The 20,110-nt window shown below is 56.3% G+C and carries 23 protein-coding genes and 1 tRNA gene; 17 read left to right on the top strand and 7 right to left on the bottom strand.

The features are described 5' to 3' along the window. The 4 genes from queC (at position 1) to umuC (ending at position 2,503) form a co-directional block, all read left to right on the top strand. Positions 1-693: a 7-cyano-7-deazaguanine synthase QueC gene (queC, locus tag TU76_RS12100; protein WP_019823243.1), complete on the top strand. Its 693-nt coding sequence runs from the start codon at positions 1-3 to the stop codon at positions 691-693. Positions 694-767: 74 nt separating this feature from the next. Next, positions 768-843: transfer RNA gene (locus tag TU76_RS12095), tRNA-Lys, on the top strand. Between the two features lie 198 nt (positions 844-1,041). Further along, positions 1,042-1,233 (top strand): hypothetical protein, encoded by a 192-nt coding sequence (locus tag TU76_RS12090; RefSeq protein ID WP_048351729.1) that lies wholly within the window; start codon positions 1,042-1,044, stop codon positions 1,231-1,233. Next, positions 1,223-2,503 (top strand): translesion error-prone DNA polymerase V subunit UmuC, encoded by a 1,281-nt coding sequence (gene umuC, locus TU76_RS12085; protein WP_046810353.1) that lies wholly within the window; start codon positions 1,223-1,225, stop codon positions 2,501-2,503. Before TU76_RS12090 ends, umuC begins: the two co-directional genes overlap by 11 nt. A 34-nt stretch (positions 2,504-2,537) precedes the next feature. On the opposite strand, the gene TU76_RS12080 is transcribed toward umuC, so the two are convergent. Together TU76_RS12080 and TU76_RS12075 are read right to left on the bottom strand one after the other, a co-directional pair. Next, on the bottom strand, positions 2,538-3,119 hold the full coding sequence (locus tag TU76_RS12080; protein WP_048351728.1) for a hypothetical protein: 582 nt from the start codon (positions 3,117-3,119) through the stop codon (positions 2,538-2,540). A 148-nt stretch (positions 3,120-3,267) separates the two neighbouring features. Further along, positions 3,268-4,434, bottom strand: a complete 1,167-nt coding sequence (locus tag TU76_RS12075) for an MFS transporter (protein WP_019823238.1) — start codon at positions 4,432-4,434, stop codon at positions 3,268-3,270. Positions 4,435-4,528: 94 nt separating this feature from the next. Here TU76_RS12075 and TU76_RS12070 point away from each other — a divergent pair, with 94 nt between their 5' ends. Next, positions 4,529-5,422, top strand: coding sequence for a LysR family transcriptional regulator (locus TU76_RS12070; protein ID WP_019823236.1), 894 nt, complete (start codon positions 4,529-4,531; stop codon positions 5,420-5,422). A gap of 73 nt (positions 5,423-5,495) precedes the next feature. On the opposite strand, the gene TU76_RS12065 is transcribed toward TU76_RS12070, so the two are convergent. After that, entirely contained in the window at positions 5,496-6,494 is a 999-nt protein-coding gene (locus TU76_RS12065; RefSeq protein ID WP_046810355.1) for a GlxA family transcriptional regulator, read from the bottom strand. A 203-nt stretch (positions 6,495-6,697) separates the two neighbouring features. Between TU76_RS12065 and TU76_RS12060 the strand changes: the two genes are divergently transcribed. The 3 genes from TU76_RS12060 (at position 6,698) to TU76_RS12050 (ending at position 8,796) form a co-directional block, all read left to right on the top strand. Next, positions 6,698-7,588 carry an MBL fold metallo-hydrolase gene (locus TU76_RS12060; protein WP_048351727.1) on the top strand — a complete coding sequence of 297 codons (891 nt, stop codon included), beginning with the start codon at positions 6,698-6,700 and terminating at the stop codon, positions 7,586-7,588. A 98-nt stretch (positions 7,589-7,686) separates the two neighbouring features. Beyond that, complete coding sequence (locus TU76_RS12055) at positions 7,687-8,232, top strand: cysteine hydrolase family protein (protein WP_048351726.1); 546 nt, start codon at positions 7,687-7,689, stop codon at positions 8,230-8,232. A gap of 234 nt (positions 8,233-8,466) precedes the next feature. Then, positions 8,467-8,796, top strand: a complete 330-nt coding sequence (locus tag TU76_RS12050) for a DHCW motif cupin fold protein (protein WP_048351725.1) — start codon at positions 8,467-8,469, stop codon at positions 8,794-8,796. 184 nt (positions 8,797-8,980) lie between these two features. On the opposite strand, the gene TU76_RS12045 is transcribed toward TU76_RS12050, so the two are convergent. Then, on the bottom strand, positions 8,981-9,892 hold the full coding sequence (locus tag TU76_RS12045; protein ID WP_173667404.1) for a LysR family transcriptional regulator: 912 nt from the start codon (positions 9,890-9,892) through the stop codon (positions 8,981-8,983). A gap of 165 nt (positions 9,893-10,057) precedes the next feature. On the opposite strand from TU76_RS12045, the gene TU76_RS12040 reads away from it, so the two are divergent. Then, positions 10,058-11,068, top strand: a complete 1,011-nt coding sequence (locus tag TU76_RS12040) for a zinc-dependent alcohol dehydrogenase family protein (protein ID WP_048351723.1) — start codon at positions 10,058-10,060, stop codon at positions 11,066-11,068. A gap of 484 nt (positions 11,069-11,552) precedes the next feature. Continuing rightward, a complete protein-coding gene (locus TU76_RS12035) occupies positions 11,553-11,834 on the top strand; it encodes a hypothetical protein (protein ID WP_019823222.1) in 282 nt (93 codons plus the stop codon). A 27-nt stretch (positions 11,835-11,861) separates the two neighbouring features. Here TU76_RS12035 and TU76_RS12030 read toward each other — a convergent pair whose 3' ends face one another. After that, positions 11,862-13,100 carry an acyl-CoA dehydrogenase family protein gene (locus TU76_RS12030; protein WP_048351722.1) on the bottom strand — a complete coding sequence of 413 codons (1,239 nt, stop codon included), beginning with the start codon at positions 13,098-13,100 and terminating at the stop codon, positions 11,862-11,864. 314 nt (positions 13,101-13,414) lie between these two features. Between TU76_RS12030 and TU76_RS12025 the strand changes: the two genes are divergently transcribed. Both TU76_RS12025 and TU76_RS12020 read left to right on the top strand, forming a co-directional pair. Next, on the top strand, positions 13,415-14,338 hold the full coding sequence (locus TU76_RS12025) for an ABC transporter substrate-binding protein (protein ID WP_019823218.1): 924 nt from the start codon (positions 13,415-13,417) through the stop codon (positions 14,336-14,338). A 17-nt stretch (positions 14,339-14,355) separates the two neighbouring features. Continuing rightward, positions 14,356-15,675, top strand: coding sequence for an LLM class flavin-dependent oxidoreductase (locus tag TU76_RS12020; RefSeq protein ID WP_048351721.1), 1,320 nt, complete (start codon positions 14,356-14,358; stop codon positions 15,673-15,675). Between the two features lie 108 nt (positions 15,676-15,783). On the opposite strand, the gene TU76_RS12015 is transcribed toward TU76_RS12020, so the two are convergent. Beyond that, positions 15,784-16,284: a C40 family peptidase gene (locus TU76_RS12015; RefSeq protein WP_053070214.1), complete on the bottom strand. Its 501-nt coding sequence runs from the start codon at positions 16,282-16,284 to the stop codon at positions 15,784-15,786. Positions 16,285-16,576: 292 nt separating this feature from the next. Here TU76_RS12015 and TU76_RS12010 point away from each other — a divergent pair, with 292 nt between their 5' ends. Further along, a complete protein-coding gene (locus tag TU76_RS12010) occupies positions 16,577-17,020 on the top strand; it encodes a GNAT family N-acetyltransferase (protein ID WP_048351720.1) in 444 nt (147 codons plus the stop codon). Beyond that, the gene (locus TU76_RS12005) at positions 17,017-17,619 is read left to right on the top strand and encodes an FMN-dependent NADH-azoreductase (RefSeq protein WP_019823211.1); all 603 of its coding nucleotides are present in this window, start codon (positions 17,017-17,019) and stop codon (positions 17,617-17,619) included. The genes TU76_RS12010 and TU76_RS12005 overlap by 4 nt, the downstream gene beginning before the upstream one ends. An 8-nt stretch (positions 17,620-17,627) precedes the next feature. On the opposite strand, the gene TU76_RS12000 is transcribed toward TU76_RS12005, so the two are convergent. Then, complete coding sequence (locus TU76_RS12000) at positions 17,628-18,488, bottom strand: response regulator transcription factor (RefSeq protein ID WP_048351719.1); 861 nt, start codon at positions 18,486-18,488, stop codon at positions 17,628-17,630. A gap of 228 nt (positions 18,489-18,716) precedes the next feature. On the opposite strand from TU76_RS12000, the gene TU76_RS11995 reads away from it, so the two are divergent. The 3 genes from TU76_RS11995 (at position 18,717) to TU76_RS11985 (ending at position 20,104) form a co-directional block, all read left to right on the top strand. Then, a complete protein-coding gene (locus tag TU76_RS11995) occupies positions 18,717-18,908 on the top strand; it encodes a Flp family type IVb pilin (RefSeq protein WP_048351718.1) in 192 nt (63 codons plus the stop codon). Positions 18,909-19,365: 457 nt separating this feature from the next. Further along, entirely contained in the window at positions 19,366-19,557 is a 192-nt protein-coding gene (locus tag TU76_RS11990; protein ID WP_019823205.1) for a Flp family type IVb pilin, read from the top strand. 28 nt (positions 19,558-19,585) lie between these two features. After that, positions 19,586-20,104, top strand: coding sequence for an A24 family peptidase (locus TU76_RS11985; protein ID WP_019823204.1), 519 nt, complete (start codon positions 19,586-19,588; stop codon positions 20,102-20,104). The last annotated feature ends 6 nt before the right edge of the window (positions 20,105-20,110 follow it).

Genomic DNA, 20,110 nt, shown 5'->3' with positions numbered 1-20,110 from the left:
ATGACCGAACAAACTGTTGTCACTGAAAAAAGAGCCGTGATTTTGCTGTCCGGCGGCCTCGACTCAGCAACTGTCGTGGCTATGGCTCGTGCTGAAGGCTATAGCTGCTACACCATGAGCTTTGATTACGGTCAGCGTCACCGTGCCGAGCTCGATGCTGCGGCCCGTGTTGCACGGGATCTGGGTGCAGTCGAGCATAAAGTCATTGGCCTGAACCTGGACGGCATTGGCGGCTCGGCACTGACCGACTCATCAATTGACGTGCCAGAAGCTCCGAGTGAAGGCATCCCGGTCACCTACGTCCCCGCACGTAACACCGTGTTCCTGTCTTTGGCGTTGGGCTGGGCTGAAGTGCTTCAAGCGCGCGATATCTTTATCGGCGTCAATGCTGTTGATTACTCGGGCTACCCGGATTGCCGTCCGGAGTTTGTTGAAGCATTTGAAGTCATGGCAAACCTGGCGACAAAGGCCGGGGTAGAGGGCCAGGGTTTTCGAATTCAGGCGCCTTTGCAAAATATGAGCAAGGCTCAAATCGTCCAGGCAGGTACAAAGCTGGGTGTGGACTACGCGTTGACAGTTTCTTGCTACCAAGCGGACGCCCAAGGCCGTGCGTGTGGCAAGTGCGACAGCTGCCGCTTGCGTGCTGAAGGCTTCGCAGCCGCCGGAATTAGTGACCCAACCCGTTATTTTTGAATTATTTCGAATTTATTTCGAACAAGGTGTTGAATTCTCGTTAGAAATCAGTATTATACGTCCCACAACGAAGCGGGTCGTTAGCTCAGTTGGTAGAGCAGTTGGCTTTTAACCAATTGGTCGTAGGTTCGAATCCCACACGACCCACCATATGCAACACCAAAACAGCCGGTCTAATCCTCAGGATTAACCGGCTTTTTTGTGCCTGCGATTTGGCGAGGTGCGGGTCAGACGTATAGCTTCTTCAGGTCATGCGCTCCTCCTGTCAGAACCTCTTACAGAAATATTGACCTGATGCGTCTCACAACGTTTACTGTATACATATACAGTTTATTGAGGGCGCGCGTCATGAGTTTCACACTCCTGAGTCACTTGGCTGAAGGTGGCGTCCGCTCACCCCTTTGCTCGTTCAAGACTCCTGAAGACGGTCCGTCACTTGCTGGCGACCCTATCGAGACACTGATCTCAGTGGATGTGGCGGTCATCGCTCGCTTGATCCGGGGGATGGTGACCCATAGCGTGCGCAGCCATGGTCACTAAGCCCAAGCCGGTGTTCGCACTGATTGACTGCAACAGCTTCTATGCCAGCTGCGAGAGGGTATTTCGACCTGACCTCGCGAAAGTCCCCATTGTGGTGCTGAGCAACAATGACGGCTGTGTGATCGCGCGCAGTTACGACGCCAAGCCCTTTGTGAAAATGGGTGAACCCTATTTCCAGATCAAACAGCGCCTCCAGCAGGAGGGGATCGTCGCGTTCTCATCGAACTATGCGCTGTATGGCGACATGAGCGAGCGCGTCATGAGCCTGATCGAGTCCATGGTGCCAGCGGTCGAGGTCTACAGCATTGATGAGTCCTTTGCCGACCTGACCGGTATTGCGGATGTCAGTGCCATGGGCAGGCAGTTGCGGGCCAGAATCCTCAAGTGCACCGGCATACCTGTGGGTGTCGGTATCGGTCACACCAAAACCCTGGCCAAACTCGCCAACCACACCGCCAAGCGCCTCCAGACACGCACTGGAGGTGTGGTGAATCTGTGTGGTGATTTTGAGCGCGACTGGGTGCTGCGTAATACCGCCGCATCTGAAGTATGGGGAGTAGGGCGCCGTATGACCGCTCACCTTGAAGGGATGGGCATCAAGACCGCAATGGACCTGGCCAAAGCCGACCCGTGGACACTGCGTAAAAAATTCAGCGTGGTGATCGAAAAAACGGCTCGCGAGCTGTCGGGTACCCCATGCCTTGAGCTGGACGAACCTGATCCACCCAAGCAGGCAATCTGCTGCAGCCGGATGTTTGGCAAGCGGCTGACTGAACTGGCCCCGATCAAAGAGGCTGTGGCCACGTACATGATGCGTGCTTCGGAAAAGCTGCGAGCGCAAAAGTCCTACTGCAAGAAAGTCAGGGTCAGTATCCGCACAGGCATGTTTAACCCGGATGAAGCGAAATACGCGAAAGGAGTCGTTGTGACCCTGCCATACCCGACGGACGATGTACGGTTGCTCACCAAGGCGGCAGTCGATGCGCTGGAGCATGTCTTTCAGCCCGGGTTCAAATACAGCAAGGCCGAGGTATTGCTGCTGGACCTTCGCCAGCCCGGCGAGTTTTCCGATGACCTGTTTGCCATCAATCAGCCCGCAGAAGCGTCCAGGGTGATGGCGGTTCTGGATCAGATCAACGGGCGCTGGGGCAGGGGCACGCTGCGCGCCGCCAGTGTGCCGAGCAAGCCGGATTGGGGCATGCAGCGCGAGATGATGAGTCAAAGCTATACGACGAGGCTGGATCAGTTGTGGCGGGTTTCGTGTCAGTGAGGGTCTACCCACGGGCGCCACTGACGATAAGCACTTACTTCTTCAGGTAGGCACTCAGACGCTCTACAGCAAAAGCCTCGAAACCATCCAGTGCATCGCTGGCAATCGCTTGTTCCTTGCCGTTGTATTCAACAACAGGCAGGTAGAAGCAGGCATGTTGGCTGATCTGGTCGACAGGCATGTTTTTCTGGGTCACAAAGGGAAAGCCACACCCCATGGCCAAGAGCTGCAGGCGAACAACCTTGAGTTTTTGCCCAACGACCGAGGCGTCGCACATCTCCCAATCGATGTTGCGTTTCTCCAGCACGGCAGCCACCGGCTTGTTCCCCATACGGATGAAGTTCTCTGCCTCCATCGCGAAGTTAATCGGGTTGGTTGGGTCGGAGCAGACGCTTGCCACTCGTGTGACCTTGAACTCTGCGCTGCCTTCAAGTTGAGCCGGGAACTTGCTCTTGTAGCTTTCAAATCCGGGGTAAGTCGATGGAAACGGTTCGGTAGGCATTAGCTCTTTGACCGTCATTCCCTGAGGCATTTCAGGTGTATCAGCCATGACAGCAGGTGCCAGAGCAGCCGCGAGAAGGGTGATGATCGTGTTGCGTTTCAGGGCTTTATTCAAAATAGATTCCATCCTGGAAAGTCAGATATTACAGCTTGGTGCGTAATCTGAGTCGTCCTCGCCTTGAAGGCAACCCCCCACCCCAAGGTTGCTATCGGCTGCTAGCCGTCACTCATCAATGGCGACCAGCAGCCCAATCACCTCGACGTCACGCAACCGCACCTGCAATCGTTCTGGAACGCCAGGCAAAAGCCAGCACCATCAGCAGCCCCAGACCCGCCATTGCCGCTCCGGCCAGGGAGATCGCCGGATAACCCAGCCCGGCATTGATCACCGCTCCGCCCAGCGCCGCACCAATCGCGTTGCCGAAGTTGAAGGCACCGATGTTTACCGCCGAGGCCAGATTGGGCGCGTCCTTGGCCGCTTCCATAACGCGCATCTGCAGCGGCGGCACAAGGGCGAAGCTGGCGATACCCCATATCAGGATGGCAACCGCGGCTGGCAGCGGCCAGCGCATCAGTACAGTGAACGCCAGCAAGACCAGAATCAGCACGCTCAACGAAACGATCAGGGTGCGATCTATCGAGCGGTCGGCGGCCTTGCCGCCCCACATGTTGCCCAGCGTCAAACCCACACCGAACAGCACCAGCATGGCGGTGATGTAAGCGGTGGATGCGTGGGTCTCACTGCTGAGGATCGGTGCGATGTAGGTGAAGACGGTAAACATGGCTCCCGAGCCGACAACGGTCAGGGCCAAGGCCCCCAGCACCGGGCCACGGCCCAGTACCTTGATTTCGGCCAGTACACCGACGCTTTTCGGCGCCGGCAGGTTGGGCAGGGCGAACCATAACGCGACCATGGCCACCACGCCGAGGCCGGTAATGCCCCAGAATGCCGTGCGCCAGCCCAGCAGCTCGCCAAACCAGGCGGCCAGTGGAACACCACCAATGGTCGCCAGGGTCAGGCCCATGAACATGGCCGCAACCGCCCCCGCACGTTTCTGCGGGGCGACCACGCTGGCGGCGACGATGGAGCCGACGCCAAAGAACGCACCGTGGTTCAGTGAGGTCACCACCCTGGCGACCATGAGGCTGTAGTAATCGGTAGCCAGGGCTGACATCAGATTGCCCAAGGTGAAAATCGCCATGAGTCCGATCAGCAGATAGCGTCGTGGAATTCTGCCGGTGGTCAGGGTCATCAGCGGCGCGCCGAGAAGTACGCCCAGGGCGTAAGCACTGACCAACAGACCTGCGGCGGGAATAGATACGCCGAGATCCGCAGCGATGCCCGGCAACATACCCATAGGCGCGAACTCGGTAACGCCAATGGCAAAGGCACCAATGGCGAGTGCTACAAGTGGTGGATTGATACGCATGGAAAGCTCCTTATCTATGCCGCCAATGCTACGATCCAGCCTTTAAAGGCGGTAGATAGCAATTTTGGCAATCACCTTTGCGTAGTGAGCACAAATGGACTTCAACGGCAGGTCGGGTGAAATGAGCGTGTTCGTTACTGTGGCGCAGGAAGGCAGCCTGTCGGCCGCCGCGCGTGCATTGGGGCTGACACCCTCTGCGGTCAGTCGGATCATTGCGCGTACCGAGCAGCGTCTGGGTACCCGCCTGCTGTTGCGCACCACCCGGGCGATCACCTTCACCGCCGAGGGTGAAGCTTTCCTGCGCGGTGCCCGGCGCATCCTGGCCGACATGGCCGAGGTCGAAGAAGCCATCGCCGACCAAGGCGTACCAAGGGGCCGATTGCGGGTCAGCGCCGCCCTGGGCCATGGGCGGCTGGCCATCGTTCCCTTGGTGGCAGCATTCAGCGCCCGTTATCCGAATATCGTCGTCGACCTCACACTGGGTGACGAAGTCGTCGACATTCTCGGCGGCCAGGCTGACGTGGCGGTACGCTTTGGCCATTTGCCGGACAGCCCGCTGACCGCGCGCAGGATCGGTGCCACCGGCCAGGTCGTGGTGGCATCCCCCGAGTACCTGCAGCGCCACGGCATCCCCCTCGAACCGGAGGACCTGCTACGGCACAACTGCCTGCGCTTCAATTTCCGGCGGGCCGAACCCAACTGGCCATTTATCCGCGATGCAAGAGAGTTTTCCCTGAAGGTCAGCGGCAACATCGAATGCAGCAGTGGTGAAGCGCTGGCACAACTCGCGCGCGTAGGGGCTGGGATTGCCCGTATCGGCGAGTTCAGCGTGAGCGAGGATCTGCAGCGCGGCGACCTGATACCGCTGCTGGAAGCCTGGAATCCAGGCGACCAGGAGCCGATTCATGCGGTGTTCGTCGGGGGATCGACAATGCCGGCGCGGGTGCGATTGTTTGTGGACTTTTTGCTGGAGCATCACCGGATATAAGAGGTGGCACCAAATGAAATGGGGTAAACCCATGCTATGAAGCGTCGGCATCTCCCTTGGCCACTATCGAACGTCATGGCAGGGCGCTTTCACTTCTCTGCTCATTTTTTAGATGCACTCCGAGGCAAAACATTTTCCGGTATTCAGAGGGTGATGTGCCCAGATGAGCACCAAATTGTTGCCTTAAAGACAGGGGCGTTCCAAAGCCTACTTCACCCGCGATGCATTCAATCGATAACTCGGTCGTTTCCAGTAGCTCCTGTGCTCTGACCACGCGTTGCGCGTTTAACCATTTGGATACGGTGGTGCCGGTGGTCTCTTTGAACCGACGGGTGAAGGTGCGCCTGCTCATTTTGGCCATGTCTGCCAGGACATCGAGTGATAGATGGCTGGCCAGATTCATGCGAGCCCACGCCAATACATCAGATAAATGAGTTTCGCTGGAGAGCTGTGGTACAGGATGCTCTACGTATTGAGCCTGGCCCCCCTGCCTGTGGGGTGGTGTCACCAGCAGTTTGGCGGTGCGATTGGCAACATCAGCCCCGAGACGCTGGCGTACAAGATGCAGGCAACAATCGATGGCGGCCACGGTTCCAGCCGAGGTCATGATGTTGCCGTCACTGACATAGAGCACTTCAGGCCGAAAACTGACCTCTGGAAACCGCCGCGCAAATTCATCGCGGGCCACCCAGTGAGTCGTCGCCTCTTTCCCGTCAAGCAGCCCAGCATCGCCGAGCACAAATGCTCCAAGGCATAACCCGACGATCAACTTGTCTTTGGAGTGGGCGAGTTGCAGCGCCTGCACAAGCTGTGCAGATGCGGCGACCGCCGGATCAGTCCACGCGGGAATGACAATTACGTCACTTGCCTCCATCAGTTCCAGACCGTGGGTTACAGACAGCCCAATGCCTTGGTCACTGCTCAGCATGCCCGGCACCTCTGCGCAGAAATTGACCTCGTATTCTGGCTCACCCGGCGCGGTTTGAGCGGTCCCCAATACAACACCGGGAACAGAAAGGTGAAAAAGACTCACGCCGTTGAACGCTAGAACTGCAACACGTATGGCTTGCATCAGGCAGCCTCAGATTGATCCTGTAATGGCCCACACAGAGCGGGAGTTTTTTCACGCCATGAGGTGCGTCAACTACCCTTGACCCTCTGCGGCAACACCGATTGGTTGGCCCGATTATATCGAAATATGTCATTCAGGCCACTGTTGGGCTCCAAGACACTGGGCCAGAATGCTCTCCTCGATGTACCAACAGGATTAATTTCATGAAATTCATAGCGCTTCCTCTCGCCCTTGGCATTGCCTGTGGTGCAGTCGCTACTGCGGCGTTAGCGGACACAAACGCCACCCAGGCACCTGACACCTCCCACAAAGTGGATCTGCAGCAGGTTCGCAACGCCACGGTAAAAATCACTTACGGTGACACTACGTTCTTGATCGATCCCATGCTGGCTAAAAAAGGGGCTTACCCGGGGTTCGAAAATACCTACCGAAGCAACCTTCGCAATCCGCTGGTCGATCTACCCGAATCCCCTGACAAGGTTATCTCGGGTGTCGACGCAGTCATCGTCACGCATACACACCTTGACCACTGGGATGATGCGGCACAAAAAGCGCTGCCTAAAGACATCCCGCTGTTCACCCAGCACGAAGACGATGCGCAGCTGATTCGTTCCCAGGGTTTCAAAAATGTACGTGTACTGACTGACGAAGCTGAGTTCGGCGGCGTCAAAATCACCAAAACCGGTGGTCAGCATGGCACCGACGAAATGTATGCCGTGCCAGCCCTCGCAAAACCGCTGGGCGAAGCCATGGGTGTGGTGTTTCAAGCGCCAGGCTACAAGACTCTCTACCTTGCCGGCGACACCATCTGGCGCAAAGAGGTCGACCAGGCCATCGAGAAATATCACCCTGAAGTCATCGTGCTGAACGCTGGGAAAGCAAAAATGACGGGGTTCGAGGGGGCGATCATCATGGGTGAGGAGGACGTCCTGCGTGCCGCACAGACCGCCAAAGACGCAAAAATTGTCGCGGTGCACATGGACGCGGTTAACCACATGTCCCTGAGCCGTGAAGAGTTGCGCAATTACGTCAAGAAGCAAGGTATCGAAAGTCGCGTTGATATACCGGAAGACGGCGCTGCGCTGGAGTACTGATTTAAAACCGTGTTGGGCGTGGTAGCGGGCAGGTTTCTAACCCGCCAACCCTCTCGACCCTCAGGGCAACATCACTTTGATTTGATCGGAGATCGCTCATGAAACAAGGTCTTGTAGTAGTTGATTTGCAAAACGAATACCTGCCCACTGGCAAGTTGCCTTTGAGCGGCATCGAGGCGGCAGTGGCGAATGCCCGCCGGGTCATCGACCATGCGCGACATAAAGGTATTCCCGTTTTTCACATACGGCACGAATCCGATAATGCGGCTGCCCCCATTTTCGTCAAGGGATCCAGCGGCGCGCACATTCAGCCTGCGGTAGCTCCTGAGGGTGAAGAGCCGGTGATTGTTAAAAAACACATCAACGCCTTCAGAGACACTGACCTCAAGAAGCAGCTGGATGCTTTCGATGTTCAGGATATCGTGGTGGTAGGTGCAATGAGCCACATGTGTATCGACGCCGTCGTACGTGCTGCGGCGGACATGGGTTATCCGGTTACGGTGCTGCATGACGCCTGCGCCACCCTGGACCTCACCTTTAATGGCGTCAATGTGCCGGCCGCTCAAGTGCATGCCGCGATGATGGCCGCGTTTGAGTTTGGGTACGGCACCGTTAAATCTGTGGACGATTACCTCTCGGCGTAAACGGGTAACCCCTGAGTTTATGCGTCAGAGACGTTTGATTTATCCCTCCCGATACACCAACAGGGCCTTGCGGGGCCCTGTTGGTTGATACGCATTGCAGGGTCGCCAAGGTCCGACGGTGTCAGCACCATTTTTCCTGTTTCGCTGTATTTCATTAATGCGCGCCATCTGTGTCTATCGGCAGTATTGCGGGGTTGATAGGGTCCGGGTTAACCGTATTTTGATGAGGCTAAAATGGAACTCACCGCCATCCCGTTCGGCATTACTGACTGGTCAACCATTGAGCCGGTAGCGCATGCCGGTCAGACAGGTACAGCCTATTGGCGAACCCTGCAGGTGGGTTCGATGCGTGTGCGCATGGTCGAATACAGCCCGGGATACTTGGCCGATCACTGGTGCTGGAGGGGGCATATTCTGCTGTGCCTGGAAGGTCAGTTACACACGGAACTGGAAGATGGCCGCCAGTACACGCTTGATGCGGGGATGAGCTATCAGGTGGGTAATGATGCTGAGGGGCATCGGTCATTTACCCGTACCGGCGCCAAGTTGTTCATTGTCGATTAGTGGTGTGGAGGGACCAGGCGTAGCTTTTCACTTTCGCGGTGGCAGAGCGTTCGCTGGGACATTGAAAGTGACGGGTAATGGCTCTTCAAAACCTTTCCATCCCTGAGCTGTGAGCGATAGCCCCGCAAACAAAGTAGCCTCACCCTTCAAAGGACCAGGATTAAATCCAGGCCCTCGCAGGCTTTTACTCCAACCAGGAGTGATGAAGGACGGCAAACCGCTGACTCACCCAGTCGACAAAAGCATGAACCTGGGGGGCGAGGTGTGATCTGCTCGGATACAACACTGACACCGGGCGTGGACGTGGACGAAAGTGCTCGAGCACTTCAACCAAAGAGCCATCAGCCAGGTACTGGCCCAAGGTTATTCCCGGTGCCTGAAGAATGCCAAAGCCAGCCACGCCACATTGCACATAGGCGTTTGACTCATTGACGACGATGCCGTGGCGACTGATGTAACTCCTGTCGATGCCATCCTGGGAAAACTGCCAGGGGAGGGGGCGCTGGTTCTGCCCGGACAAAAAGCTGATGCCACGATGAGCCTTGAGCGCTTCCAGAGTGTCCGGAGCCCCAAACTCCTTGATATACCCAGGCGCAGCGCACGTCACCATGGTGGCCATGCCAATGCGTCGGGCCACCAGGCTGGAGTCCGGCAACTCTCCAATCCTGAGCACGCAATCTACTCCTTCTGCGACCAAATCCACCGTACGGTCGGTAACCCCTAAAGCCATTTCGATTTCCGGATGGCTGTCGGTGAACTCCTTCAGGCTGGTGATAAATGCAGGCTGGGAAAACGCAGAAGGGATATCAACACGCAGTTTTCCCCGAAGGGATGCTCCCGTGGTATCGAACATGGTTGTCGTCTCGGCTACGCGCCCCAGAACGTCCAAAACCCGTTCGTAAAACTGCTCACCCTCGGTAGTAAGGCGAACGTGACGGGTCGTGCGCTGAAAAAGCCTTACCCCAAGCGTTGCCTCCAGCTCCTGTATCGCCCGGGTGACTTGAGGGCGTCCCACCTGAATGGCATCCGCCGCTTTCGTGAAGCTGCCAAGCTCTGCAACGCGAGCAAAAACCTGCATTGATTGAAGCAGTTCCATACGCCCTCGACGGTTTTTGTTGCTGTTGGTCATCACTAATGGCAAGTGATTGTTGTCTTTTAAGATAACAGTCCTGTGATGGCTGATGCATTTATCGTTGCCGATTTAAAGGAAACAATAGCCGTACTTAACCAGAGATCGCTGGTGACCTTACGGAGAAACAAAATGAAAGCCTGGCTTCTTGAAGATTTTGGTCTCGATAATTTAGTCCTGGGTGAAACACCTGCCCCACAACCCAAGGCTGGCGAGTTGCTTGTCAAAGTGGGCGCCGTTTCGCTCAACTTTCGAGACAAAGCGATCGTCGACGGCATCTACGAGCCACACATGGTGCCTAAACCCCTGATTCCCGTGAGCGATGCCGCAGGAACCGTGGTGGCAGTGGGCGAAGGCGTCAGCCGATTCAAGGTCGGCGACCGGGTGAACTCGCACTTGTACTCGCGCTGGCTTGATGGTGCTCCAGGCCCCGATGAACCCGATTACTGCTTCGGTTCACCCCTTCCAGGCGGCTTGGCTGAGTACATGATCATCCACGAAGAAAGCGCCGTCCGCGCACCCGACAACATGTCGGACGAAGAAGCGTCGACACTGCCGATTGCCGCGCTCACGGCGTGGTACTCACTGGTGGACTACGGTCAGATCAAGGCAGGTGAAACCGTGCTCGTACAAGGTACGGGCGGCGTGTCGATCTTTGCGATTCAACTGGCTACAGCGCTCGGTGCCAACGTCATCGTGACGTCCAGCAACGACCGTAATCTGGAAGCTGCAATGAAGCTTGGCGCCGTTGCAGGCGTGAACTACCGGACCCATCCGAAGTGGGAAGAAGAAGTGCTGCGTCTCACCGACGGTAAAGGGGTGGACCTGCTTCTGGACGTTGCCGGTGGCAATGGCTTGAATCAGTCAATTGCTGCCACCAAGGCCGCAGGCAAAATTGCACAAATCGGCTTCCTGACGGGGCAAACCACCGCGCTGAGCCTTATGCCGCTGATCTTCCGGCAGACGACCCTACGCGGCATCGCGGTCGCGCCACGCTCCTCGTTTGATCGAATGAATGCCTTCCTCAACGAGAACCAGATCACCCCCGTCATCGACAAGGTCTATCCGTTTGAAGAAGCACGACACGCCTACGAGCACTTGGCGAGAGGCGCCTTCGGCAAGGTCGTTATCAAGATTGGCTGATTGTCCGGTCGGGTGAGTGGCCCTGCTTCAGGGCGCCCGGCATTGCCGCCCCGTGTGCGTAAGTACACGGGGCGCTTTAGCAGGCCACGCCATAAGGTGTTAATTACGGGAGAAGAGCTGTAGGAGATTTCGTATGTATTAGAAGGTTTGGTCTTTATTGGCTTGATTTCGCCCACCTGAATTGCGTAGGGGGATGTTCAGTGCCAGTTTTGCAGGGCGCCACCGTACTTATTATTCGCTACTCGATAAGTACTCAATGGCAACAAACCGGTGTCCCTACATTCAAAGGATTAAGATGAGTACTATCACGTGCCCCGGTTGCGGGAATGAGGCCAGTGCGTTCGGCACTATCATGAATTGCTGGTGTGACAAAATGTATTGTGACCATACCAGCGGGATGTTTGCCAGTTACAGCTGTGCTTGTGGTTCCCGTGGCGAAACCCCGCAAGCCACGCAACATCGCGAGCACCAGAGGTCCAGGTTCATGGCCGAAATGGATTCAGATATTGAGGCGCTGCTCGCTACGTTACCGACAAAAATCCAGCATTCTTTTCAGACTCAAAGTGTCAGCGCCACTGCCTCTGATGTTCAGGTGACGTTCAACAATGGTCACAGCGCCGTCATCACCGTAACCGGCGTGTATTCGACGCCAAAAGAGTTTCAGGTGTCTGGCGCCGGGCGTGTGGTTGCCGTCAAAGGGGGCAGTGAACTGAAAGCGGCGCTGAGCAGCATTGCCAATGCATCACGCTGTCAGGCACTGAACTGACATCCAATCACACCACCCCGGCAATCCTCAGACCTTGGCGACGCCCACCCGCCATTGCGAAGGTGGCACCAGGCCGTTGACCAGGTAGTTGCCCACGATGCGCGACTTGTACACGCGGGGGTTGTGGTTGGCCAGGGTGCGTGCGTTGCGCCAGAGTCGATCCAGCGCCTTGTTGCTGGCGGTAGCGCTGGCCCCCAGGGCATCGAACAGCGCTGTGGTGGCGGCGAGCGTGGCATCCACCACGGGATTGACTGCCAGGCACACTTCCAGCTCTGCCAGTGCGACCTGCGGGTCGTCATGGGCAAGAGGCTGGTCACTGGCGATCGTGTACTGCGCGGTCTGTTCCAGACGCTGCGCAGCCTGTCGGGTAATGGCGTGTGCCGCGTAGGCCTGGCTGGCCACTTCGCCGATCACTTGCAGCAGTTGCACGTCTTGGGCTGCGACATCGGCATTGCCCGTGGAAAAGGTTCTGGATCGGTTGCTCAACTCCTCGGCGCCACTCAAGGTTGCGCGACGGGCAATGCCTGCGAGAGTGCTCAGGTGATAAATCTGAAAGAACGATTGCCCATAGGCAAAACGCTGATCAGTGGGACGCGGCTCATCATCCAGCCGCACCTTGTCAAAGATGCAGGTGCCGCTCGCCGTCAGGCGTTGGCCAAAACCGTTCCAGTCATCAATGACCTGTACTCCCGCCGCTTTAAGGTCGACCACTACGCTGTAGAGCGTGCCGTCCTCACCGGTACCGATTGTGTTGATCAGGTCGCTGTAAAGCGCCCCGGTGGTGTAGAACTTTTTCCCGCTGATACGCAGCGAGCCATCTTCAGACCGATGAATACGTGTTTCAAACTCGCCACGGGTCTGTGTGCCCACCTCGGTGCTGCCCGGTGAGAGCAGCGCGCCCTGGCTGAGCTTGTCCAGCCACTTTGCCTGCCAGTCGGGACTCTTGGAAACCAGCACTTCTTCGCAAAAACCAAAATGTCCGCGCAGGGCCTGGGTGATGTTTGAGTCGGCCGCAGACAACTCGCTCAACAGGGTAAGCAACTCAACCAGCGTGGCGTCTTGTCCGCCATACGCGGCGGGCAAGCGCCAGCGCGGCAAGCCGAGCGCATTCAATTGCTGGATCACCGTGGCCAGGCTGCTGCGTGATCCGTCAGCCTCTGCAGCTTGCGCACTGATGCGTTCAAACAGCGGGCGAAAGGGTGCGGCCAGTTGTTCGTAACGGGCGGAAGGGGCGGTGCCCCAAATGTTCAATTCTGGATTAGGCATGCAATCTGACCTTGCCGGGCCTGCGCTCAAAGGCGCGCTGGCGCTGTAATAAGTGAAGTAAATGCGTTTAGGCCCAGTGGTCTGGTGAGGTCACCCTAATCCTAGATTGGTTAAATGCTTAATACCAAAAACAGCTAACCAAATACCCGGACAGGGTTCTATATATATGCATTAAAAGTATTAGATGCTTATGTCTTTATTGCGCTAGCTTCTAAAAACGCCACGCTTGGCGACCCTCTGAAGCCTCTTTTCTCAATGCCAGACTGCATGCCTACAGATGGTTGAGTTATCCGTTAACTCTGTAGGATTTCTGAATGACAACACGTCGAAAACTGCTAACCCTGTTGGGTCTGGCCTCGCTGGTGCTGCATGGCGCACCCACTTACGCCGCTGCACCGCTGACTCTGGTAGTAGGGGATCAGTTCTTCTCCAATCGTATCGTTCTGGAGCTCTCGGGTGAGCTCAAGGACTTGCCTTACACCATCGACTTCAAGCGCTTCAATACCGGGTCGCCTGTGGCATCGGCAGTGGCCAGCGGCGCGCTGGATATTGGTGTGGTGGGTGACACTCCAGTGATCAGCCTGGCGGCCAACGGGGCCCCGGTCAAAGTCGTGGCCAGTACCCAGACCAGTCTCAACGGTGTAGGAATCGTGGCCCGCCCGGGCATCCAATCGGTGGCAGACCTCAAAGGCAAAACCGTCGCGATCTGGAACGGCTCGTGGAGCCAGCAGATGATGTTCAAGGCTCTGGATGAAGCTGGCGTCCCGCGCGACAGCGTGAACTACAAGTTCCTGTTGCCAGCTGAAGCGAGTATGGCCTTGAGCCAGGGTGACATCGACGCTTTTGGTACTTGGGAACCCTATGTTTCCTTGCAGGAGAAAGAGGGCAGCACGCTGATCCGCAATGCCAAGGGGTTGATGAGCGCGCCGACTTATGTAGTTGCGTATGAACCGGTGCTGGCGCAAAAGGGCGAGATCATCAAGGACTTTGTTGCGCGCCTGACCCGCGCCCGGGTCTGGAGCCAAAGCCATGTCGACGAATACGCCGATGCCTGGTCCAAGGCCAACCAGTCTTCTCCGGAGATCGCCAAGGCCTGGTTCAAGCGCGACGCCATTACCGTATTGCCGATCTCGCCCACCATTGTCAGCGAAGCCCAGGCTACCTCTGATTTTCTCTATGACGCCAAGCTGCTTAAAAAGCCGTATGACGTCACCCCAATGTTTGACCGCGCACTCTGATAACCGAGGAAAACCTTATGGCCAAGCAAATGGCATTGGCGGGGTTCATGCTTTCGGGCCCCGTGGTACATAGCCACGCGGTGTGGCGTCATCCGCAGACCCATAGCCACTTTCTCGACCCCGACTACTACATCGACATTGCCAAAACCCTCGAAGACGGCTGCTTTGACCTGCTGTTTTTTGCCGATCGGCTGGCGGTTGGCGATCAAGCCGGGCAATCACGTGCGCGCTCTTTTGAGCTGGGGGCCCAGGATGCGGCGCGGCTGGACCCGTTGCCGATTCTGAGCCTGCTGGCCGGCCACACCAAACATATCGGCCTGGGACTGACGCGCTCCACCACCTACTACCAACCGCCCCATGTGGCGCGGGCGATTGCCTCTCTGGATCATATTTCCAGGGGGCGCAGTGCGTGGAACATCGTCACGTCCATGAACGACAGCGAAGCACGTCTGTTTGGTCATGCGCAGCATCTGGCCCATGACCAGCGTTATGCCCGTGCCGATGAGTTTGTCGAGCTGGTGCTCAAGCTGTGGAACAGCTGGCAGCCTGATGCGCTGGTGCTGGACAAGGTACGCGGCATTCTCGCGGACCCGAACAAAATCGATGCCTTTAAGCACAGCGGGGCTTTCTTTGAATGCGAGGGGCCGCTGAATATCCCCCGAGTACCCCAGGGCCAGCCGGTATTGATTCAAGCGGGGGCTTCGGGCCGTGGCCGGCAGTTTGGTTCACGTTGGGCAGAGGTTATTTTCAGTATCAACAGTCGGGTAGAGCGCATGCTTGAATTCCGTCAGGACATCCACCAGCAAATGCGCGCCATTGGTCGTAACCCGGATGAGTGCAAAGTCCTTACTGCCATCATGCCCTTCATTGGCGGCACTGAGGCTGAAGCGATCAAAAAGCGTGATGAACACAATGCGCTGGCCAACCCTGAGCTGGGAGTTATTACGCTGTCGACCCAGTCGAATTTCGACTTTACCCAGTTCCCGCTGGACACCCGCTTGCTCGATATCGCCAGGCATTCGGCGACGCCGGATGTGATTGCACAAAAGCTGCGCCTGGAGCGCGACATCACTCTTGGCGAATACGGCGCCATCATGGCGGCCAGTATCCGGGTGCCGCAATTGACGGGCACTGCGCAAAGCGTGGCACAGCAACTGATCGACTGGCTGGAGCTGGGTGCTTGTGACGGTTATGTGGTGTCGCCTGCCTACCTGCCTGGCACGTTTACGGAATTTACCGAATCGGTGGTGCCGATCCTGCAACGTCGCGGTTATTTGCGCACGGCGTACGAACACCCGACGTTGCGCGGTCATCTGGGCTTGAAGCAATTTGGCTGATGACTACAACGCGAGGGGCTTACCCCTAAACCCCTCGCTGGTCATTCAGTACGGGTAGATCCATCAATGTGTCCGCTTCTATGAGCGGTTTAATCCTTGTGTCCCGCCTTAGAAGCGGCGTGCAGTGGTGTAGTTTTTCTTCCAGTACGAGTTATCCATCGAATCGATACGAATCGTCTTGCCCTTACGGGGTGCATGGATAAAACGGTTATCGCCGATGTACAAGCCTACGTGATTGCTTCGGGTGCTCCCTTGGGTACGGAAAAACACTGCATCGCCGGGTTTCAGTTTATGCCGGGCGACTATGGGCAAGTCCGCACTCAGCATGGCTGAGGTGGTTCTTGGTATATGGATATTGGCTTCGTTCTTGAACAGATAGACCAGCATGCCGCTGCAATCGAAACCCTTGTCCAGTGACATGCCCCCCCACAGATAAGGAATGCCCAGCAAGGAGTGGGCGCGCTTGATGACCTTCTTGACGTGAACGGGTGAGGCGTCTTGTTTAACGGTTTGAATGGCCCAGGCGTAGGGTTTTCGCAGGTCGGCAGCGCACGCAATGCTAGAGCCGGCGAGGGTGAACAGTAAGACAAGAGAGATGAATTTAGACACAAGTAACCTTCCGATTGATGGGGGTTCTTGAAGTCTAAAAGTGCGGCTTAAGCGGGTATGTGAGGCTATTCCTACATGGATTACGGTATTAATCTGATCCCGACGAACAGCACTGGTCGTATTAAAAAAGCGTTTTAGGGAATGCGGACTGTAGGATGTTAATGCCTCCAGGTGGCGGGGGGGCTGGGCGCTCAGTGATAATCATGGCCTGGTCATTTAGTCATTTTGTGGCTCTAGGTGGTATGCCGTCGCAGTTCTAAAGTGGGGCCATCTTTCCTAAGGGCTGACCATCATGGATTTCACACTGCAACATCTTGAGGACGAGTCGGCGATGCGTGTCAGTTTTGACCTGATGGGCGTTTTGCGCCCACATCTGCGCGATCCCGGGGCCTATTCGGCGCAACTGCTACGTCAGATGGCTCAGGGCTATCGCCTGCTTGCCGCCTGGCAGGGGCACAGGCTGGTCGGGCTGGCGGGGTACCGCGAGATGGAAAACCTGATCTATTCGCGCTTTATCTATGTCGATGACTTGGTTGTGAGCCCCGACATGCAGCGCTCAGGTTTGGGTAGCCGTCTCCTGAGCTGCGTGCGTGACGAAGCCGTGCGGCGCCAGTGCGATCATCTGGTGCTGGATACAGGGCTGCACATGGCGCTGGCTCAGCGTTTCTACTTCCGTCAGGGCTTGCTGGCGCAGGGCATGCACTTCACTCAGAAGCTGACCGGGGAGCAACCATGAACAACGCCTTGCTGATCAATGCCAGTCCCCACGGGCACTTTTCCCATGCCAGTCGCCTGGCTCGCGAATGGTTGGCAACCCTGCGCCAGCGCTATCCGGATCTTGCCTGGGTGGGGCGGGATTTGAGCGAACAGCCGTTGCCGCCACTGGGCAGCGATTACGGCGCAGCTTTAGCCGCACCCACGCCGTTCGAGTCTCCTGCGTTCGATGTGTCCGAGGCGCTGATACGTGAGCTGGAAAGTAGCGACATGCTGGTGATCGCCACGCCCATGCACAATTTCACTATTCCGGCAGCTCTCAAGCTGTGGATCGATTACGTGCTGCGCATTCATCGCACGTTCAGCGCAGGCCCCGAAGGTAAAATCGGTTTGCTTGCCGATCGGCCGGTGTTTGTACTGGTGGGGTCAGGTGGCTTTCATCAGGGGGAGAGGGCGCGGCAACCCGATTTTTTGACGGACTACCTGCGTTATGCCCTTAACACGCTTGGGCTGTTTGACATTCACTTTGTCTATTTGCAGGGCCTGGTGTTTGGCGAAGAAGCGGTGGCCGTAGCCCTCAAGGATGCCCGCGAGCAACTCGCACGCTTGGCCGGCCAATAGCCCTCAGTTCAACCCTCGGCGCTGTGGGCCAGGCTTTCGATGACGTGCGTAAGAACGTCATTGGACACCGGCACGTCATTGCGTCGTGCCTGGCGATACTCGCTGGGGGTGCAGCCGGCGTAATGTTTGAATGCCCGGGCGAAGTAGGAAGGATCCTTGAATCCCACGTCATAGCCGATGCTGGTGATGGGCATCTGGCTGTTGTCGAGCAGGTCCTTGGCGTAGTCCATGCGTTTGCCCAGTACGTAGTCCATAAACCCCAACCCATAGACTTCCTTGAACAGGCGGCTGAAGCGAAAGGTTGTCATGCCACAGCGCTTGGCCAGTTGTTTTTGATCGATGCTTTCGCAGTAGTTCTGATCGATGTACTGCAGCACGTTGTGCAGAGCCTTGTGTTTTTGGTGGTCAGTGGTAAGCCGGATGCTGTCAGGCAGGGAGGGGCCATGTTCGATCGGTAGCGTCTTGCTGTTACCGACGTTGCGTCGCAGTTCGCACAATTGCTCAAGGGCATGCAGGTAACGGTTGATCTCGGTCCCACACAGGGGAAGCACCACATACTCCCAGACCCCTGAACGCATGGCCCAGATGGCGAGCTCTTCGGAGTGCTGCACGGTGAACATGGTCACAGGGATGGAGGGTGCCTTGAATTTGATCTCCTGCAACAGGTTGAGCCCTGACAGGTCGGGGCAGTCGAAATGTATGCAGACCATGTCGGGTGCGGAGTCACGGAGTCTGTCGAACCATCCCCCGGGTTTTTCCAGTTGGCAGTGGCAGGCTGAACGAAAAGGCATCATCAACGCTTCAGTCGATTGATTGCGCGTCAGGTCAAACCATAAAAGGTGAGGTTTTTTGACAGCGTCGAACTTCATTCACTTAATCCTTTTGGTGTTGTCTGCTGTCTTCTTGGTGAATGTTCAGTGTGTGCAGCGCTATTTAAAATACGGCTGAGAGTGTTTCTTGTTCTGCTTTGTCTCTGCAAAAAAATCCTGCTGTTCGACAATAAACTCCTAACTTTTGCTGCGGCCTCTGGCTAGCCTTTAATCAGGCGGTGCATTAAGTAATCGCTTTCGGTAAACCACTCGAATGAGGTGAATAAAATGAACTTTCAATCTATTAGAGCTTACGTGCTTGCCTTTATTAACGATGAAGATGGCCTGACGATTGTTGAATATGCCGTGGCCGGTGGCTTGATAACCCTGGGTGCAGTTGCAGCGTTTATAACCCTGGGGGGAAATGTCAGCACAGCCATCACCAGCCTGGGGTGCGCGGTCAAGGGGCAAACCTGCTGACGCAAGACTCTTCATTGGATCCAGGCTCCTCATGGCAGCTGCCCGCTGCCTGGCGCAGCGCTAATAGTACGGGTGTGTAGACAAGTATTGCCGTTGCATTAACGCTGAGAAGATTAAATTCTGATATGAAACCCCCGGCTTAGTCTGTCGCGCTATACGTCCCCTCTAGCTGACAGTTCCAGGCCGGTTTTTATTCTGTCGGCAGGCACTGAAATGGTCTGCTGTACAACGAGCAGTGTGCGTATTGTAGTACGGTCGACATGTATTTGTGTCGATGCTGCAGTTGTTTGTTTTGTTATTTGTTTATTTCAGGATTTAAATGTTTACGGTCTGGGCAATAAAGTCCTATCAGTCAGCAAAAAACTCCTAACCCTCAATTATCACGCTGACTAGGATTTAATTAAGCAGTGCAGTTTGCCCTGCTGCTTAGTATTAAACATTGAGTGAGGTGGACAAAATGAAACTGCAAACAATCAAAACTTCCGTGGTGAAGTTTATCAACGATGAAGATGGCCTGACCATTGTGGAATATGCCGTGGCCGGTGGCCTGATCACGCTGGGCGCTGTCGCTGCGTTTATCACGCTGGGCACTAATGTGAAAACGGCAATTACCAGTCTGGGATGTGCCGTCAAAGGCCAGACCTGCTAGCGCGATGTGTCTTGTTGAGGGTGCAGCCATGGGCGGGGTACAGATGTTTGCTGTTGCATTGCTACTGGGGCTGCTGGGAATTGCGGTGGTGAACGATCTTCGAAATCACCGGATTCCCAACCTTCTTGTTTTGTTGGGGTTGGTGCTGGGAGTCGTGGGCCAGAGCTATGCCTCAGGATTGATCGGATTGGGCCATGCGCTGCTGGGCATGCTAGTCGGTTTCGCGATTTTCCTGCCGATGTACGCGGTCGGAGGCATGGCTGCCGGTGATGTGAAGTTAATGGCCATGGTTGGCGCTTTTCTCACACCGTACGACGCCCTATGGGCTTCTTTTTTCAGCCTCATTGCCGGCGGTGCATGTGGATTATTGATTGTGCTGCTGCGTGGTCAGGCCCTGCAAACCCTGGGTCGGTACTGGTTGATGCTCAGGGCCCGGGCCTATTTTTCACCCGCAGCGGATGAAGTGGCCGGCAAACCTTTTCCTTATTCAATTGCAGTTTTGCTTGGCACCTTGACCAGCGTCTTTTGGCTGCCCTTTGGCCATTAGTTCAGG

It is taken from the genome of Pseudomonas psychrophila (genome assembly GCF_001043005.1).
Lineage (GTDB): Bacteria > Pseudomonadota > Gammaproteobacteria > Pseudomonadales > Pseudomonadaceae > Aquipseudomonas > Aquipseudomonas psychrophila.
The sequence above is the reverse complement of the archived record's forward strand: the minus strand, read 5'-3'. Positions and strand labels throughout refer to the sequence as shown.